Here is a 17,809-nt window from a genome sequence, read left to right on the forward strand (position 1 = left end):
TGCACAAAAGAGGTTATCACAACATGAATACACTTTCAACCCCCAAATGAACACTAGAGATATTTTTCTGATCTTACTGTAAAGCACTATCCAACCCTAGATTGAACAAAGCCGAAAATACCGACGACCCCCAAGGCCCGCGCTTCGTTTCTGATGCGTTCATATAAAGCACCGCCGATCCCCCGCCCCGTCATTTTTTCTGCGGCAGAGACATATTCCAGATAACAGAAATTCAAATCGGCGGCATGAAGCAGCAACGCAAAGCCTTTGACATCTCCTTTACTTCCTTCAGCTACTGAGAGAATCGAGCGAAAGCGATACTTCAAAGGGTTTGTCAGTTGATCGGGCAGTTTTCTGATATCTTTTTGAGCCAGATCCGGAAATTGAGCCTTCAGAATTCCTTGAACCTGGGAGATCGCCTGTTGGTTGACCGGCAACACGGTATCGTAGATACGACGGATACGAAACATTGATGTTCCTTTGATCTGTAGAGAGTTTGTTGTTTGTTCCTTTTTGTCAATCAGCCAATGTCCAGCGTTAAATCTGCTATACTTCGGGTGTTATCTGACGTTAAGGTTTTCTGGACGTAACTTTTTTTCAAGGAGCGCCGTCATGACCAAGAACAGTCCTCAGAAGCAGGAGCAGGAGCAGGAAGAGATCAGCCTGTACGCCAGGATTGTATCACGAACCGAAGAGTTAATGGAAAGCGGGCGGAAAACCCTGGATGAAGCCCTGAAAAAAGCCAGTGAAGATTTAACTTCAGCGGGAGACTTCACCCGTGAGCAGTCTGAGCGGATTGCCGGCTACGTTAAACGCGACCTTGGCCACGCCGCCGAGCATGTCAGCAAAACCACGGAATCCCTCAAAGGAGCCGTCACTCCCCACCGCCTCGCAGCCGGTGCCCAGAGCCTGTTCGCCAGAATCTTGACAACGACATCAGAACAGCTCAGTGAGTGGGCGCAAAAGGCGGAAGGACATCTGGAGTTTAAGACCGGTGAAATTACCAGTCCCGGCACCCTGACCTGCAAAAACTGTCAGGAGGAACTCCACATGAAGCGCACCGCCCGGATTCCCCCTTGTCCTAAATGCCATAAGACAGTTTTTCGTAAATCCTATTAAACACAGCCCGCTCCCGGCCAGGCCGGGGGCCCTGTTGCTACCTGTTTCCTGCTTGTGTCAGGGAAATTTCACCCGAGCGGACAATGGTTATCCTTGGTATAAAGCGGCCAACATCGAGTTGGGCCTCGAATGAGTAATTGAAGACATCGCCTGGTTGATTCAACCAGCGGGTAAAGAGATTGATGGTACTGAAGACATCAGGGCGGGCCTGGATCAAGACCTCCCCTTGACCATAGGCAGCAATCACCGGCAACTGGTTGCTCAGACCTCTGAGTACCGGTTCCCCTTCGAGGTACACCACATAGGTCATCCCATCTAATGTGAGCGGTACCCGATTTGGATTGCTGATCGTCAAACCGATTTCAAAGGTAGGGACAATGGTATTACCCGGCAGTACCCGCAAACTGCTTAAGCTGGCGGTCGGAGTCTCAAACCCTGGGAAAAAAGGAGCGCAGGCGGTGACCGTCAGCAACAGCAAATAGACAAGAACCCGTTTGTATATCCTCATTATTTTCCCTTTTTCAGTTGAACGTTCGGCAAATACAACCACCAGTATATTACAGCGACAAAGAATCCCCCGCCGAGCAGATTACCGACAGTGACCACCAGCAGGTTGTTCTGCCACAGGGTCCACCAGTTGAGTTGAGCGAGCAGAGCGGCATCAAGGCCGGAAGCAGCGCGGGCTGCGGGCAGGGTCTTGGCAAAGATCCCCGCCGGGATAAAATACATGTTGGCGACAACGTGCTCAAAGCCGGCAGCAACGAACGCCATGATCGGAAAGAAAATCCCCAGAACCTTGCCGGCGATGTCTCTAGCCGCCATCGCCAGCAGTACTGCGAGGCATACCAGCCAGTTACAAGCGATCGCTCGAAAAAAATAGGCGCTGCCGTGGGATGTGGTGGCAAACTCCTCGGACACCTTGTTCGAGGCGATTTGCAGGGCGGCTCCACCGAAAGCGCCATCCATCAAGCCGGTCTGGCTGACAATCATCCAGGCGAGAAAGACCGAGCCGAGCAGGTTGCCCAGGTAGACAAAACACCAGTTACGTAAAATATCTGTCAGGGTCAGGCGTTTTTCGAGCCAGGCGGCAGTCATCATGGTATTTCCGGTCCATAGCTCCGAGCCGGGAATCACCACCAGCATCAGGCCAACACTGAACACCGCTCCGACAAAAAACTTCTGCAAGCCGATCCAGGCAAAATCTCCGGTTCCGACCACCGTCGCCAAATGGGCGGCAAAACCTATATAGACCCCGGCCAGAAAGCCAAGGACTAAAAGCCTGACCCCTGACAATCCCTTTTTTTCTCTACCCCAGTCAACCAGACGTTCCGCCAACTGAACAGGGGTAAGATACTGATTAGCCATTTTTTGACTCGCTTTTCAACAACCTAACGGTTGGTACTTTTCTGATAGAATCAGATTATTCCAGGCGCAAAATATAGTCCCACTGTTCTTTTGTTACCGGCATAATTGACAGGCGGTTACCTTTGCGTACCAGGGGCATATTCTCCAGGGGGTCGTGTTCTTTCAACTCGGCCAGCGAAAGGGTGCGACGGGTATGGCGAATATATTTAACGTCAACCAGAAACCAGCGCGGCTGGTCAGGGGAACTTTTCGGGTCAAAATATTTGCTCTGAGGATCAAAAGCAGTGACATCCGGGTAGCTCTTGCCGGCAACCTCCATGATGCCGACAATGCCGGGTTCGTCACAGTTGGAGTGGTAGAAGAACACCTGATCTCCAGCCTGCATGTCATCGCGCATAAAGTTTCGCGCCTGATAATTACGGACGCCGTCCCAGGGCTCAATCCGGTTGGGTCGCGCCTGCAGGTCATCAATGCTGAAAGCCTCCGGTTCTGATTTCATCAGCCAGTAGTTCACTTTATTTCTTCCCTTCCAGGTGGTGACCCTTGTTAACCGTTTTTCGGCTTGATTTTTTTTCCTGTTTGTCAGCCGTCAGATGAAGGTCACACTCAAAACAACGGCGCACCGGCCGAAACAGATAACCACTCATATGAAAACAGTGGCCACAACGTGGACACCGTGCCAGAGCCATCATGGCAACGGCAACAATCAATAACAACAACCATACAACAAAAGCTATCACCACCATCCGCTTGGCATCGTTGGCAGCCAGAGCAATCATCATCAGCGGCACGTACGCCAGAATCAACAGCCATAAAAACCAGCGGCGCATACGCACAATCCGCAGCCCAGCGTGCAATTCCTCCGATGTGACCTCTGTATAACTGTCCATTGTGTCTCCTTGCTGCTGTAAGTTCCCAGGCCTTACCAAAGCATGGTTTAGCGCTTTTTTGAAAACTTGGCGCGCGGGTGGGTTTGTTCCGGTGGCCTTTTATCTGCATTGACGTGCAAGGCACAATGCAGGCAGCGACGTAACGGCAAAAAGGTCGGGCCATGGGTATGAAAGAGTTCTCTGCAGCGTGGGCAGCGAGCCAGACAGGCATAACCGACGGCTAGAATCAGGAGCACAATCCAGCTGACAAAAACAACCGTGGCCCACTTGCGATAGTCAGGTGAATCGAGGGCAACCATCATTGCCGGCAGATAGGCACCGATCACCAGCCATAACAGCAAACGCCGAAAACGAATTTTTTTCAATTCTGCCGCATATTCTTTTGGATCCGGCAGAGGCTGTTGGTCCATTTGTTGATACCATCCGGTCTTACTGATGTGATCAGCACATCAGTATCTATCTCTCTACAGGCGCGATACTAACGGCTCTGGTGCCAAACATCAACGGTGTTTGAAACCGTGCCTGATTACCGGAAACGCCCTTTCGCCGCTGTGACTTCATCTCCGGGGGAGCCTCAGCACCGATCCCGGTAAAGCGAGTGGGCACTGTTCAACGATAGTGAAATAAGGCATACTGAGTGCTTTCGCAGATCATCATGTCATAATGTTAAATAACAGAGGAACGCCCATGCCGGTTGTTATCATTCTCTTTTTGATTTTTTTTATTCTCATTGTTCATATTGCCTACTTAAAGTGGCGCAATCGACAACTGGAAAAAAAAGCCAGCAAGGATTTTCATCCTGATTCAAACTAGGACAGCGATTCCTGAACAGCGTGGTGATCCGTCAATCTGCCGAATCTTACTCTATTTCCGAGTAAGTCAGCGGAATAATTTTTTCATATCCCGTCAGATTTGGCTACAGACCTGATGTTTTACTCTTTTTGTTAATAATTACAGAACGTTGAAGCTGGAAAAAACAACTACGGGAAAATCTTTCAAGTAGTAGCTGTATTGAGCAAACATACACCCCTGTTCAATCTGACCATAAAAACTCTCCGCTCACACTTCAATTAGTCATACATATCTGATAGTTACATCTTCCACCTAAATTCCATATCACCTTGGCACAGCCTCTGCATTAAGTTTAGAACAATGATCACACTGATTACCAAGTCTTTTTAAGGAGGACTATATGAAACGCATCCTGCAAAGTACATTGATCGCCCTTACCGCCCTTTCGTCATCCGCTTTTGCCGCAGAGGCCACTGGCGCCGGTGAAGGCGGCCTGCTCGTCGCGCTGTTTATCGGTTTTTTTGCCTTGATCATTGTTTTTCAACTGGTCCCCGCAGTACTCATGCTGATTGGTATTCTGCGTGGACTGTTTGGCCGGGATCAGAAGCAAGCCAAAGTTTCTCGCTAAAAACTTTTTATTGGATACGAAAGAGGTGCCAACCATGCGTGGACTACTTATAGCGAATAAAAACAGCACGGCGCGAGACAAACTTGCCAGTCTGTTCACAAACAATCAGTACCGGGTGGTCACTACAGATTCGGTCGCAAATTCACTTGAAGCGATTATCAACAAAGAAATTCAGGTTGTGGTGTTGGACGGGCTTTACAATGAGCACAATGTCGCGAAACTGGTCCCCCTGTTGAAAAAGTGTAACCGGAATATCTCTATCATTCTGGTTACTGATGATATGCCGATGAATCTGGTGAAAAAAATCCGTCAGGAGGGGATCTTTTATCATGCCCTGCGACCAACCGCAGACGATCATTTCGTAGAAATACACGAGGCGATTCTATGTGCCTTCAAAAAGTACGAGGAAAACACATTAACAAACTATAGCGCTGAAAAGGAGAAGACCATGTTTCCAGTCAAGTCGTTATTGTCAACCCTGACCCTGGTTCTACTCATGATTTCACCGGTCTTTGCTGTGGATACCGCCGTCACCTACAACAGTGGTTTGCTGGTTCTGCTGTTTGTCGGCTTCTGTGCCCTGCTGATTGTGGCCCAATTGATCCCGGCGGTTCTGGCTCTCTTCGGCATGACGAAAGCGGCGGGTCAACAGGCAGCCAAAAGAAAAACCATCCAGGCAACAGTAAAAAACAGATAACTGATCCGATTACAGATCATCCGGGTGCGTAGATAAGAGCTCGGCAGATTGTCTCTATGTAGAGGATAAAATGCAGTGATATCAAGGCAGTCCTAACGGGCTGCCTTCTTTTTTACTAAAGCGGAGCATCAACCGGCAAGTTTGTTCAGTTCTTCAAGAATTTCTTTTTGTTCGTGGATTTTTTCGTGATAGTAGTTCCAGACGTGATAGCTCTGCAAACCAAGAATTGTCAGTCCAACAACAAATATGGCCCAGAAGTTTTCCTGTAACCCATCAGAAAAGTGATAGAAAAGATAAAATGCTCCGAGGTACCCAAAATGAGCGAGGGCACCACGGGGCCTTTTATTGTTTGCCATCTGGGCAAGAACCAGAATCAGAGCGGAAAAGCCATAAACCACCAGTGCCCAGTTGATATAACTGATTGGCGGGCCAACCCCGAGGATCTTACGAATCCCGGCGCTTAAAGGCGGGAGAAAATCAAAGTTACGAGAAGCTCCGATACTGAGCGCGGTGAAAAGTGCAAGAACCCAAAGCCCGGTACCTGATAACAGCTCAAAACGCTTAATTTTCGCCTGAACCTGTTGTTGCAGTGGGCTCATGTCCGGCAGAGGTTCTTCTTCTGCTATCGGCTTGTTCGGGTCTGTCATCGCTTCCTCTGGCTGCTTTAGTTGCATCCTTGGCGAGCAAGGCCTCATCGCGCTGCTTCACTAACAATCGGAAGTCCCTGCCAAGTTTTCCCAATTTGCGATTAGATTTAGGCAGGTCGGGTTCGGCAACCCCGTTCACGGCCTGCTCCATCTCATGGGTGAGCCTGAGGATGGGTAGAAACAGGTTTATCCTCAGCAATGCTGCCACCCCAACGACGGTGAGAAACAGCACCATGAGGCTGAATGCTATCATTCGGGTTTTAAGCAGAGCAAGGGTTTTCTCCAGATGGGCGCTGGAAAAACCAAGGCTTAAAAACCCCAGAATCGGTTCATCTTCGGCGTGAAAGTGACAGGCCGCCGTAGAGCATTTTGGTTCATTAAGGATAGGCATGTTGACTGCAATAAAACCATAATCGTGATCCACCCGATGAAGGGTTTCGATACGCTCGTCGTCATTTCCGGAAACAATGCTCTTTGACCATTCATCAACCCGAACTGAAAAGGAACCAGGAGCGGTAACCCCTTCCAGATCGGAAAATTTAGGCTGACTTAGCTGGTCGTAAATCCTGATACGCTCTACCTCTTCCAGGCGATTGACATTGGCAAGAATATTCCGCAACGAATCACGATCATCCTCCATCATCGCATAGTGAGTAGCCCGCACAACCGTCTCAGCGAGACCATCAACATGGCGGACGGCTTCTGCGGTCATATCGACCTTGATAAATGAGTACAAAAAGATACAACCGAAAATAACAAAACCTGTCACAGCGATGGTAACAGGAACAATGGCTCTGGCGATCAGGTTATCAAACATAGGGGACTCCTTGCGCCGTATCAGAGATCAACAGAAACCCGATCGACAGCAGAGGATCTCTGCCGACCGGGTTTTCCATCGCTATCCCTCTAGGCCTCAGCCCGGCTTTTAAATTGGTACAGGATTGGCAACCGGTTCAATATAAACCGGTAGGTTGTAACGTAAATAGCAAATATTGTTATGGAAATAATGACTTCGAAAATGTGCGGTATTTCCGGATAGAGGTTCCAGTTAAAAGCGATCAATGCCGTATTCAGGCGATTGAGCAAAATACCAAGCACGGTAATCAGTGCTCCCAGGCGACAGAGGGCGACACTCTTATGATGAATACCGACACCCAGAAAAATCAACGCAAGGATGACTCCGAAAAATATCTCAAACAGCCACCAGGCTCCCCATCCGGTTGCCAGATAAGCCCACTCGTTGTCATGAGCAACCGCCAGAAACTTGATAAACAGATAAGTGAAGAGGCCCATGGTTGCACCCTTGGCAAGGGAAATGGTAATCCGGTCAAGGCTGTCGATAAAGCGCTGATCACAGCGCCACTTCATCGTAAAGATAACAACCGTACTGACACAGATGACCATGCACAGGCCGGCAGGAATTGATGACACGAAAAAGTGAATCCACTGAAAGGAGGCTGAGTACCAGAGCGGGTGAACCTTGCCTGGCGCATAGACAAACAGAGCTCCCAGGGCACCCTGGTGAAGAGTCGACAGGATGATTCCGGAAACCGTCAGACCGATGGTGCCCTTCCGAATAAACTCGTAGCCGCGGCGAAAACCGATCCACTCAAAAAAGGCGGTTGAAACTTCCGCGACCTGTACCGACAGGTAGGTAGCAACATGCCAGCCAACCAGAAACAAAACCGCAGCCGGTCCGAAAGAATAGACCATCGGGTAGGCCAGTCGCCACGGTTGTCCTAAATCGACGAGCAGATACACTACGGCAAAGAAGTATCCCAGCAAACCGTTGAGCAACGCCAGCCGTTCGATCGGTTCAAAATCATGGCGGCCAAAAATTTCTACGGTTGTCCCCAGCATGAATCCTGACGCTGATAATGGAACCATACAGAACAGTCCAAAACCCAGAAACAGCCCCCATGGGTAATCGTATGAGCTATGGGTAACAACCCCGAGACCAAAGATAAAACGGTAGATAATCAGTGGAATACCGATCACAAAAATCAACGCCAGCAGCCAGTTGAATTTATTGCGAATAACCTGCTGTACATATTGATCGAGGGTCAGTCCGAGCAAAAGCTTTTCCATCAGGCTGAATTTTCGCCCATCAGCTTTCATTTCAGCATCATGTGGCTTAATCCCATTTGCAGCTAATTTTTTCATGGTTAGTGTTCCTCCTGCCCATCATGACTGTGATCGTCTCCATGCCCATGTGACTTCCCCTTTGTCGCGAGCAGATGGAAACCGGTGAAAAGAGCCGGCCAGATCGCCAGTACCATCGGCACGATAGCAAGGAAATCCTTAACATTATTGATAATTGGATCACTCGGCAGGGAAACGTTAAAGCCCGCTTCCTGAAAAGGTACTCCCGACAGGTAAAGCCATCCGGTCCCGCCGACTTCTTTTTCACCGTAAACCTGATCCACATATTTACCCGGACTTCTTCTGATCCGATCATGGGCTATCTTGATCAGGTCTTTGCGCTTACCAAAGACCATGACCTGCTGTGGGCATGCTTCAACACATGCCGGCGCCTGGCCATTCTTTAAACGGGTGTCATAGCAAAAAATACATTTTTTAACGATCGGATTGATGGCGGAGCTATAGCTGTAGCCCGGAATGCTGAAAGGGCAGGCGATCATACAATTACGGCAGCCGACACAAACCTTGTCGTTGTAGATAACGGCGCCTTCCGGGGTCTTGGTATAGGCATTAACAAAACATGAGGTTAAGCAAGCCGGCTCGTTGCAATGGTTACACTGAATTTTGCGATAAACCGGTTCACTTCCTTCTGGTTCATAACGATTAACGACAGTGTAAGCTTTTTCTGTAGGGCGGCGTTTTTCTCCGTGTTTTATCTCGTCAAACACCGAATAGTCATCGAATGATTTATCCGGTTCGGGCAGATTTTGCTCTTTGTTGCATGCTGCTTCACAGCTACGGCAGCCGACACAGCGGGTCATATCAACCAGCACACCCATGCCGTCGGGAAACCCTGCAAGATTTGCCCCGAATACTTTTTTGGTCGGAGCCATGGCAATGGCTGCACCCCCTGCCATACTGCCGGCTAGAAATTTTCTGCGTGTTATTTTACTCATGGCCTTCTCTCCTTGATTGTATTCCTCAATAACCCGTCAATAGCATCAGTGCCCGGAGCTGCCGGCAGATCCTGTCGGGGCGAATTGTCCCGCGCGGAAAAAGGCATCTCCTGCCTCAGTACGAGCATGACAATCCTGGCAACCGACCGGCGCGCCCATCTCCTGATGACAACCAAGACAGCTTAAATGGTAAGCCGCTTTTAAATCCGGTTTGTCATCGTGGAAAAGATAGGCATCTTTATCGCGGACACTCCCGGCGGTAACCGGCTCGGATGAATGACAATCCCGGCAGGATACGGTCGCCATCGGTTCTTCATCAGTGTGGCATTTTGCACAGTAGGAATCGACAACCGGAGTGCCCGTTGTATGGTGATGACAAACCGCACAACCATCAGTCATCATGACGTGAAGACCATGATCAAAAACGACCCCTTCATAAAGTTCGGCCAGGACATCAATCTCTATTTCTTCCGGATAAGATTCCATCGCATAGCAATTCATCATGAGCAGGCAGCAGATGATCAGCCCCGCCAGTCCTGTCATGAATGTTTTTCCGGTATTAACCATAGCTTCAGCTCCTTGTTGAAAAAATGCTCTGCCGTTATTCACTAGCAGACAAAGCAACAGATGACTCGATCCACCCGGTCAGGGGATCACTATTTATTGTCGTTTCCACCATGGATATAACGGTAAAAGATCGGGAAGGTGGTAAACAACAAGAGACAAATCAGGTATTCAAGGCCCTTGATGTAGGTATAAAAATCTACCACCGTGTAAATCTGCTCTACCTGTCCGACATTTAGAAAAAAATCGATCATCTCTCTCTCCCTGAAATATAAGATTTAGTCCCTTTAGAAAAATGCCCACAGCTTATCCGAAGCTCAGTGCGGGCATCTGCAGAGGGCATGCCAGTCTTGAATCTTTTTTTCATACAAGAGCTAACTTTCTGTTTTTACTGTATTTTTATGGTGTTTCAGGTTTTACCCGGAGAAGGAAAAGAAAGGACTGACTGTATAAAATATTTATACTGGTAGACAACCAGGCCCTTTGAAGACTCTGCAATACTGACATAAACTGCTGATTTAAAATGTTTTTCTTTGCGAACAAAAAGTGTATACACCTCCTCCGAAAGGATTTGATATTCGCCCTTCCATCCCCTGCAGCCCTTTAAAAGTCGCCCCGATGGGTGAATGAATTAAATATACACCGGCTACCAAACAAGACCGCCACCCGGGCCTGATGTTCTTTGCCTAACAAACACCTTGTATTTAAATGGGTTTCAACAATCTGGACAGTGCTCCCACTGAGGTTCACATTGGCTGCAAGTAAAGCCTTGACTGCTTCTGCCCCTGTCCATAGTATGAATTTTTGTTAAATATCAAATGTTTTTATCTTTGTCACACCGGCTCCATCAAAGCGGGTTAAGAGCATAATATAATTAGTGTTAATGGCTAAACACGGAGCGGCATTGCAGCCTCCAGATGTGACTTGGCGTAAAAATTGCGAACAGACGGATGGCGCTATCAATTACCCTTACTGCCATCATTAGGGCACCCATGAAAGATGAGTGGGTCCATCTGGTCTGATGTTCGCTGGCACAGGTGCTGAAAGGTGATGTTATCGGCATGGATGAAACTGCTGCACATAAAATTCTGGTGATTGATGATGAAGCGATTATCCGTGAAGGGATTCGTCAGGCATTGACCATGTCGGGATACCGGGTAGAGGTTGCCGCTAACGGCAAGATCGGCCTGGAAAAGCTCCAAAAAGACAAATTCAGTGTCGTCATCAGCGACCTGAAAATGCCCGTATTGAATGGCATCGAGGTTCTTAAAACCATACAGATCTTGCAGCCGGAAGTACCGGTCATCATTATCACCGGTTTTGCTACCATCGATTCGGCTGTCGATGCCATGAAAAACGGTGCTTTTGAATACCTCACCAAGCCCTTTCTTCCCGACAGCATTGTTGAAAAGGTTGGATCTGCTATTCGTCAGCGAATTCAGGATCTTGGCGACCAGAAAGAGGATCCTGAAAACGTTCTTATTGAGGGAATTCCCGATTTCTTTATTGGTAGAAGCGCACCAATGCAGAAGGTTTTTCAACGCATTACCAAGGTTGCCCCGACCAACAGTACGGTTCTGATTACCGGCGAAAGCGGTACCGGCAAGGAGCTTGTCGCCCGGGCAATTCACAGCAACAGCACCCGTAGCCAGGAGGCCTTCGTTGCTATCGATTGTAATTCGCTACCTGAAAACCTGCTCGAAAGCGAACTGTTCGGGCATGTCAAAGGGTCTTTCACCGGTGCAACCCATTCGAAGCCGGGACTCTTCAGCGTTGCCAGCGGCGGCACTCTGTTTCTCGATGAAATCGCCAACCTGAGCATGGCCACCCAGGCGAAATTGTTACGGGTTCTCCAACAACGCGAAGTCACTGCGATCGGCGGGACCAAGGCAACCCCCATCGATATCCGTCTGGTCGCTGCCACTAATCGTGCCCTCGATGTCATGGTTAAAGAGGGGACCTTTCGTGAAGACCTTTATTTTCGCCTCAATATTATCCCCATCGAATTACCGCCACTACGCGAACGCGACGGTGATATTCCACTGCTGATCAACTATTTTCTGCACAAATTTTCACATGAGATCGGCAAAGAGATTAAGGGGTTATCGGCTGATGCCCAGATTGCTCTGCACCAGTATCCGTTTCGTGGCAATGTCCGCGAGCTGGAAAACATCATCGAGCGGGCGGTGGTATTAACTCAAGGAGAGATTATCCAACGTGATGCCCTGGAGCTGCCGGGCAGCCAGGAACAGACCTCAGGCAGCGAAGAGATATCAACACCCTTAAACAGCGAAGAGTTAAAGGAAGCCAAACGCAAAGTGCGTGAGCAGGCAGTTGAACCGATCGAAAAAGCCTTCGTCCTGGCCGCCCTGGAGAGAAATCAGTGGAATATTACCAAGGCCGCGGAAGAAACCGGCATGCTGCGCCCCAACTTTCAGGCCCTGTTGAAAAAGCTCGGAATTTCTGCCAAGGATCATGCCGCTCTGTAACTTGGTGGGTAGTCTTTACTCGTCTTTGTTGTCTTCCCCCTCACCCTGATCTCCAACTCCCGTCCAGCCCTGGTTTTCAACCGGCAGGAGGATGCTGAATCGGGTTCCCTTCCCTTCAGTACTCTGCACGTCAACCTTGCCGCCATGGTTTTGAATAATGCCATAGGTAACCGACAATCCCAGGCCAAAGCCTTTCTGGGCCTTGGTGGTGAAAAAGGGATCAAAAATTCTATCCAGATTTTCCTGACTGATCCCGGTGCCGGTGTCTTCTATAGTAATGCGCACGCTATTCTCTGCCCCAAGGAAGTGGGTTGCGATGGTTAATGTACCTCCTTGCGGCATGGCCTGACCGGCATTGATGATCATATTGACAAACACCTGCTGCCACTGGTCGGCATCCAGTTCAACCTGAGGAATATCCTCGCCAAGCTGACAGACGATATCAACGTCCTGAAAAATGGACTGGTGGTAAACCAGCTCGAGGGTTTGCTCGATAATGGAATTGATCACAACGGGTTTCTTTTCCGGAACCGACTCGCGGGCAAACTCCAGCAAACCACGGACAATCTTGGCACAACGCCCGGTTTCTGCAACGATGAGCTCAAGGTTGTCCTTGACTTGCGGCGGAATGTCTTTGTGCTTAGATGACAAAGAGGCAAACATAAGAATACCGGTCAGCGGGTTATTGATTTCATGGGCGATCCCCGCTACCAGCTCTCCCATCGAGGCCAGCTTGGCAGATCTGATCAATTGGCTCTGAATTTCCTGCTTTTCTGTTGTCCGCTCTTCAACCTTCTGTTCGAGGGTTGCCCCCCAGCCTTTAAGCTCTTCCTGGGCATGCTCCAGATTTTCGGCCATCTGGTTAAAGGAACGCCCGAGTTCTCCTATTTCATCACTGGACGGATTAGTGACCCGAGCGCTCAGGTCACCTTGCGCTAGGGCCTTGGTTTCGTGTAACAATCCTTCGATCGGTTTGCAGATAAATCGTCTAGTCATGATGTAATGACAAACCGACAGCAATATCAGCATCACCAGGGTGGACAGGATAACATCGTTGTGGTGAATATGGGTCAAATACGCCATCTGATCCAGGGAAATGACCATGTCGAGCACGCCGATTTTTTCCTGTTCCGGTGGATGAGCATGACAGGCCGCCGTTGAACAGCTTGGTTCGTTGTAGATTCCCCTGGTGACATTCAGGTACTGGTAACCGGAAACGGCCCGTATTCGCTCGTGCACCGGCACATTCACCAACGCCTCAGATTCAGAAATATGACAGAATGAGCAACTCTTATCCTGCATAATCATGATACTACCGACCTCATCAGCATTCGTTGAAAAGCTGACAACCCCCTCGCGGCCAAGAATCCTCGCCCGCTCGATCCGTTTACTTTCTCCCACCTCTTCCATCATCAATTGCAGGTTCTGTCTGTCATTTTCCAGCATCAGATGGTAGGAGTTACGTAGAATGAGGTCGGCCAGGGCATCAGCATCCTGAATGGATGTTTCGGCAAATATCTTCTGAACCTTGGTAATATGAAAGTATGAAGAGGTAAGCATGATCACCAGCAGAATGCAGCTGGAAAAGAATGTATACCTGATCGCCAGACGTACGCGCATCGCTCACTCCCAACACAATGTTACGGCAGAGACAGCCACAAACATTGTGTCATTTACATTATTCATGCCAACTCGTTAAAAACCTGCGAGGGAAAGCGGCACTCTCACCTGTTATTGATACCAGTGATACGTCCTAAAGAACAACCGATACCCGCCACACAGAGGCCGCTGAAAATCAGCAGCGCCAGTCGCATACTGGCAAGAAACCGGGACTGGGTAGCTGGTGTTACCGGTTGATCATTCATCAGATAGGCAAAAATCAGGGTGATGATCATCATACTGGTCAACATCCCCAGGGTACGCATGCTTGAATTGAGGCCGGAAGCCACCCCCAGATATTTCGATTCGACACTGCCCATGATCAGGCTGACGTTGGGGGAAGAGAAAAAGGCAAACCCCAGCCCCATCAATACCAGTAACAGATAAACCACTGCGAGATCAGATGTCACATGCAGGGTCGAGGCGACTGCCAGACCAACCGCGCACAGAGCCATGCCGGTGGTGGCCACGTAAGAAGCCGGAATCCGGTCGGACAAGCGCCCGCAAAAAGGGGAAAAGAGGGTCTGGACGATAGGTTGAACAATCAGGACAAGACCGGCCTGGGATGGACTCATCCCTTTGACGTATTGCAGATAAAGGCTCAAAAAGAAGGTGACGCCGAAGGTCGCCGCATAATTGAACAGGGCGGCCAGGTTACTTAAGGCAAAGACCCGATTATTGAGCAGCAATCCGAGGTTGAGCAGGGGGTAGGGGTGACGCGACTGTTGAAAAAAGAACAAGCCAAGCAGCAGATTGGCCAGTGCCAGAGTTGCCCAGGCCCAGCCACCGCTGCTTAAATTGGTGACACTGATCACCAGCAGCATCACCGCCGTAGCGTAGGTAATGGCGCCACGCCAGTCGAAAGGCTCCCCTTTGGCTTCGGCCCATTCGGTTTTGATTTTGAGCCTGGTCACTCCCCAGGTCAGCAGGCTTAAAGGGAAGATCAAGTAAAAAATGGAACGCCAGCCCAACATCTCAACCAGAATTCCGCCGACAAAAGGACCACAGGAGATGCCCGCATAAACACTGGCAACAGCGATTCCCAGCGCCTTGCCGCGCTCCGCTACGGGAAAGGTCGATACCAGCATCGCCATGGTGGTCGCCATGACCATGGCCCCTCCCATCCCCTGTAAAAAACGCAGGACGATCACGGTTTCGATCGACCAGGCCTGGGAGATCAGCCCCCCCATGCCGCCAAAAACCAGCAAACCGCTCTGAAATATTCGGCGTCGCCCGTGGATATCACCAAAGCGCCCCATCGACAGCAGAAAAATCGAGGCTGACAGGACGTAGGTGGTTTCCACCAGCCCCAGCTGCAAAGCGCTGGCATGAAACTCACGGCCAATCACCGGCAGGGCAATCCCTACCGATGACATCATAAAGGGCATAAGAAAATGTGCCATGCAGACCGCAAAGAGCACGGCGGAGCGCGAGACAGACTGGCTCATTTACGCTGACGTCGCTCTTTATTCTGCTGACTGGCTTTGAGCAGTTCCCCCAGGGTTCCCATGCCGCCGCCGGCTTCCTCACTGTAACTGGTTTCAGTTACCTCATCGGCCGAGCCGGCCAGGGCCAGGGAAATGCGCTTTTCACTTTCATCAATTTTTTCGATCACTACATTAAGCGACTGCCCGACCCTGAACAGATCCTGCGGGTGGCGAATACGCTGCCCGTCCCCCATTTTGGAGATATGCAGCAGCCCGTCGATCCCCTCTTCGAGGGTGACAAAAGCCCCGAACTGTGCCAGGCGGCTCACCGTGCCCGAATATGTTCCACCAACCTGATAGCTGCTCCCAACCTTGAGCCAGGGATCCGCCAGGGTATCACGCAGGCTGAAGGAAAATTTGTTATTGGCCCAGTCGATTTTTTTGACGATCAGATCCAGCTCTTGACCAACGTCCAGAACCGTGCTGATATCTTCCACCCGACCGTAGCTGACCTCGGAAATCGGCAACAGACCTTCGATCCCGCCAATATCGACAAAGGCACCAAAATCGCGCAGATTTGTGACCGTGCCGGTGACCAGCTGCCCCTCTTTGAGAGTCTGGCGTAACGACTCGCGTTGCTCTTTGCGCTCCTCGTCAAGCAGCACCCGGTGAGAAACGACGATATTGCGTCCGCGCTCGCCAAACTGGGTAATGCGAAAAGACAGGTTGCGTCCGATCAGTTCGCTCGCAACAAGCGCTCGCAATCCGATCTGGGAAAAGGGGCAAAAGGCCCGTACATTGCCTGACAGGGCGACCTCATACCCCCCCTTGATCTCTTTGTCGATCCGTCCCTCAACCGGAATGGCGGCCTGATAAGCCTGTTGCAGCTGTTCCGTACCCGATCCGGAACCGCCAACCTTGGTGGTAAAGCGCAATTCGCCGTCCTTGCGCGAGATAAAATACACGCTGATCTGATCCCCAACGGCCGCTGTTAACTCCCCTTCAGCATCGAGCAGTTCCGCCGTTGCCAGCACCCCCTCACCTTTCTGACCGACGTCAAGAAAAGTCCACTCAGGACCTGTCTGCAGAATTGTCGCGGTAATTTTCATTCCCGCATGCAATTCCTGCCCAACCCCGGCCAGACTGGCCTCAAACATGGCGGCAAAATCCTCATCGTCCATGCCCATTGATTCGTCGTCGTTGATATCCTCATTCATGTTCTTCATCCTTTGGCGATCGCGCTGGTAGTCATAATCGTGTCGCCGGCAAGATTACCTTGATTGTCCTTCCCAAGTAAACGCTGCAATTGGTCTTGGTGTGCAGTAGCTGAACCTGTTATCTTTATTTTTGATTGCATGCTCCAGGTACTGCCAACACCAACACCCGGCGGGGAACCATGAAACCCAGAAGCTGGCTTGAAAGTCTTAACTGCGCCATCGAGGGGATTCTCTGGGCCGCCCAGAGTGAGCGCCACGTTCGGTACCACCTGGTCGCGGCGCTGGCGGTGCTGTTTCTCGCCCTGTTCTTTCATGTATCGGCACTGGAATTCTTTCTGCTGGTGCTGGCGGCGCTACTGGTGATCTTTGCCGAACTGATCAATACCGCGATTGAAACAGTCGTTGATCTGGTTTCTCCCGACTATCACGAACTGGCGAAACTCGCCAAAGATGTCGCTGCCGGGGCGGTGCTGGTCACCAGTATCGGCGCCGTGGTGCTCGGCTATCTGGTACTGTCCGGCCATATCTTCCCACTCTTTGACAGCTCCCAAACCCTCTCCCGCGAGCCAGACGGCACGGTTCCGGTCGGCGCCCTGCTGGCGGTTATTATTCTGGTGATTCTCCTCAAGGCGCGCTTCAACCACGGTTCCCCTCTGCATGGAGGAATGCCCAGCGGTCATTCTGCCATTGCCTTTTCCATCGCCGTATCAACCCTGCTTTCCGGTGCAGGACTGCTGATCGGCCTGTTGGTGCTGATTCTGGCGCTACTGGTCAGCCAGAGTCGACTGCTGATGGGCATCCATACCCCGCGCGAGGTTTTTCTTGGGGCTCTGCTCGGAGCCCTTGTCACCCTGTTGGCGTTTTTGTTGTTCGGCTGAACTCCCTTTGATATAAAGGAACCTTGATGTCTATTTCTGGTAATCCGAAAAAATTTGCCCAGGCGCTTTCCGAAGGCTTTATCCGCCTATCGCCGCCCATGCTGAAAGGGCATACGCCGGGACAGATCAAAGTCCTGCTCAGCAATCTTGAAATGGTGCAGCGTGAACTGCGACAAGTCACGGTTGCCCTTGATGACGTTGACGCGCTAAAACAGAAAAACTACCGCATCACCCGTCTCAATCAAGCCGAAATGGTCCTGCGCAGTTTTTGCAAAAAAATGCGTATTCCCCTTTAGCATAACAATGGGCCAATCAAAACGACTTGCGCTATTGCACACT

22 protein-coding genes are annotated in these 17,809 nt (G+C 50.3%); 7 read left to right on the forward strand and 15 right to left on the reverse strand.

Annotated features, from left to right (window positions below; all coding sequences use genetic code 11):
* Nucleotides 1–86: 86 nt before the first annotated feature.
* On the reverse strand, nt 87–470 hold the full coding sequence (locus AC1931_RS12565; protein WP_483877621.1) for a GNAT family N-acetyltransferase: 384 nt from the start codon (nt 468–470) through the stop codon (nt 87–89).
* Nucleotides 471–612: 142 nt separating this feature from the next.
* Between AC1931_RS12565 and AC1931_RS12570 the strand changes: the two genes are divergently transcribed.
* The gene (locus AC1931_RS12570) at nt 613–1,119 is read left to right on the forward strand and encodes a zinc ribbon-containing protein (protein WP_483877622.1); all 507 of its coding nucleotides are present in this window, start codon (nt 613–615) and stop codon (nt 1,117–1,119) included.
* Between the two features lie 37 nt (nt 1,120–1,156).
* Here AC1931_RS12570 and AC1931_RS12575 read toward each other — a convergent pair whose 3' ends face one another.
* The 5 genes from AC1931_RS12575 to AC1931_RS12595 are packed head-to-tail and all read right to left on the reverse strand — an operon-like array spanning nt 1,157 to nt 3,784.
* Nucleotides 1,157–1,627 (reverse strand): LEA/WHy family protein, encoded by a 471-nt coding sequence (locus AC1931_RS12575; protein ID WP_483877623.1) that lies wholly within the window; start codon nt 1,625–1,627, stop codon nt 1,157–1,159.
* Entirely contained in the window at nt 1,627–2,484 is an 858-nt protein-coding gene (locus AC1931_RS12580; RefSeq protein WP_483877624.1) for a formate/nitrite transporter family protein, read from the reverse strand. The genes AC1931_RS12575 and AC1931_RS12580 overlap by 1 nt, the downstream gene beginning before the upstream one ends.
* Before the next feature lie 55 nt (nt 2,485–2,539).
* Nucleotides 2,540–2,998 (reverse strand): EVE domain-containing protein, encoded by a 459-nt coding sequence (locus AC1931_RS12585; protein ID WP_483877625.1) that lies wholly within the window; start codon nt 2,996–2,998, stop codon nt 2,540–2,542.
* 1 nt (nt 2,999) lies between these two features.
* A complete protein-coding gene (locus AC1931_RS12590) occupies nt 3,000–3,374 on the reverse strand; it encodes a hypothetical protein (protein ID WP_483877626.1) in 375 nt (124 codons plus the stop codon).
* 47 nt (nt 3,375–3,421) lie between these two features.
* Complete coding sequence (locus AC1931_RS12595; protein WP_483877627.1) at nt 3,422–3,784, reverse strand: hypothetical protein; 363 nt, start codon at nt 3,782–3,784, stop codon at nt 3,422–3,424.
* A gap of 277 nt (nt 3,785–4,061) precedes the next feature.
* On the opposite strand from AC1931_RS12595, the gene AC1931_RS12600 reads away from it, so the two are divergent.
* The 3 genes from AC1931_RS12600 to AC1931_RS12610 all read left to right on the forward strand — a co-directional run bounded on the left by AC1931_RS12600 (nt 4,062) and on the right by AC1931_RS12610 (nt 5,491).
* Entirely contained in the window at nt 4,062–4,187 is a 126-nt protein-coding gene (locus tag AC1931_RS12600) for a hypothetical protein (RefSeq protein ID WP_483877628.1), read from the forward strand.
* Nucleotides 4,188–4,566: 379 nt separating this feature from the next.
* Nucleotides 4,567–4,794: a hypothetical protein gene (locus tag AC1931_RS12605; RefSeq protein WP_483877629.1), complete on the forward strand. Its 228-nt coding sequence runs from the start codon at nt 4,567–4,569 to the stop codon at nt 4,792–4,794.
* 34 nt (nt 4,795–4,828) lie between these two features.
* The gene (locus tag AC1931_RS12610) at nt 4,829–5,491 is read left to right on the forward strand and encodes a response regulator (protein WP_483877630.1); all 663 of its coding nucleotides are present in this window, start codon (nt 4,829–4,831) and stop codon (nt 5,489–5,491) included.
* Nucleotides 5,492–5,619: 128 nt separating this feature from the next.
* Here the strand turns inward: AC1931_RS12610 and AC1931_RS12615 are convergent, their stop codons facing one another.
* From AC1931_RS12615 to AC1931_RS12640, 6 genes are all read right to left on the reverse strand, one after another.
* Nucleotides 5,620–6,090: a menaquinol oxidoreductase gene (locus tag AC1931_RS12615; RefSeq protein ID WP_483877631.1), complete on the reverse strand. Its 471-nt coding sequence runs from the start codon at nt 6,088–6,090 to the stop codon at nt 5,620–5,622.
* Nucleotides 6,053–6,955, reverse strand: a complete 903-nt coding sequence (locus tag AC1931_RS12620) for a hypothetical protein (RefSeq protein WP_483877632.1) — start codon at nt 6,953–6,955, stop codon at nt 6,053–6,055. The genes AC1931_RS12615 and AC1931_RS12620 overlap by 38 nt, the downstream gene beginning before the upstream one ends.
* A gap of 89 nt (nt 6,956–7,044) precedes the next feature.
* Nucleotides 7,045–8,301: a polysulfide reductase NrfD family protein gene (locus tag AC1931_RS12625; protein ID WP_483877633.1), complete on the reverse strand. Its 1,257-nt coding sequence runs from the start codon at nt 8,299–8,301 to the stop codon at nt 7,045–7,047.
* A 2-nt stretch (nt 8,302–8,303) separates the two neighbouring features.
* A complete protein-coding gene (locus AC1931_RS12630; RefSeq protein ID WP_483877634.1) occupies nt 8,304–9,236 on the reverse strand; it encodes a 4Fe-4S dicluster domain-containing protein in 933 nt (310 codons plus the stop codon).
* Between the two features lie 45 nt (nt 9,237–9,281).
* Nucleotides 9,282–9,803: a cytochrome c3 family protein gene (locus tag AC1931_RS12635; RefSeq protein ID WP_483877635.1), complete on the reverse strand. Its 522-nt coding sequence runs from the start codon at nt 9,801–9,803 to the stop codon at nt 9,282–9,284.
* Between the two features lie 89 nt (nt 9,804–9,892).
* On the reverse strand, nt 9,893–10,054 hold the full coding sequence (locus AC1931_RS12640; RefSeq protein ID WP_483877636.1) for a hypothetical protein: 162 nt from the start codon (nt 10,052–10,054) through the stop codon (nt 9,893–9,895).
* A gap of 807 nt (nt 10,055–10,861) precedes the next feature.
* On the opposite strand from AC1931_RS12640, the gene AC1931_RS12645 reads away from it, so the two are divergent.
* On the forward strand, nt 10,862–12,289 hold the full coding sequence (locus AC1931_RS12645) for a sigma-54-dependent transcriptional regulator (protein ID WP_483877637.1): 1,428 nt from the start codon (nt 10,862–10,864) through the stop codon (nt 12,287–12,289).
* 15 nt (nt 12,290–12,304) lie between these two features.
* On the opposite strand, the gene AC1931_RS12650 is transcribed toward AC1931_RS12645, so the two are convergent.
* From AC1931_RS12650 to AC1931_RS12660, 3 genes are all read right to left on the reverse strand, one after another.
* Nucleotides 12,305–13,909: a sensor histidine kinase gene (locus tag AC1931_RS12650; RefSeq protein WP_483877638.1), complete on the reverse strand. Its 1,605-nt coding sequence runs from the start codon at nt 13,907–13,909 to the stop codon at nt 12,305–12,307.
* Between the two features lie 104 nt (nt 13,910–14,013).
* Nucleotides 14,014–15,396 carry an MFS transporter gene (locus AC1931_RS12655; protein WP_483877639.1) on the reverse strand — a complete coding sequence of 461 codons (1,383 nt, stop codon included), beginning with the start codon at nt 15,394–15,396 and terminating at the stop codon, nt 14,014–14,016.
* On the reverse strand, nt 15,393–16,592 hold the full coding sequence (locus tag AC1931_RS12660; RefSeq protein ID WP_483877640.1) for a 30S ribosomal protein S1: 1,200 nt from the start codon (nt 16,590–16,592) through the stop codon (nt 15,393–15,395). The genes AC1931_RS12655 and AC1931_RS12660 overlap by 4 nt, the downstream gene beginning before the upstream one ends.
* Before the next feature lie 179 nt (nt 16,593–16,771).
* Here AC1931_RS12660 and AC1931_RS12665 point away from each other — a divergent pair, with 179 nt between their 5' ends.
* Together AC1931_RS12665 and AC1931_RS12670 are read left to right on the forward strand one after the other, a co-directional pair.
* Nucleotides 16,772–17,470 carry a diacylglycerol kinase gene (locus AC1931_RS12665; RefSeq protein WP_483877641.1) on the forward strand — a complete coding sequence of 233 codons (699 nt, stop codon included), beginning with the start codon at nt 16,772–16,774 and terminating at the stop codon, nt 17,468–17,470.
* Nucleotides 17,471–17,496: 26 nt separating this feature from the next.
* On the forward strand, nt 17,497–17,766 hold the full coding sequence (locus tag AC1931_RS12670) for a hypothetical protein (protein WP_483877642.1): 270 nt from the start codon (nt 17,497–17,499) through the stop codon (nt 17,764–17,766).
* The last annotated feature ends 43 nt before the right edge of the window (nt 17,767–17,809 follow it).

This window comes from Pelovirga sp. C15f, from assembly GCF_057178085.1.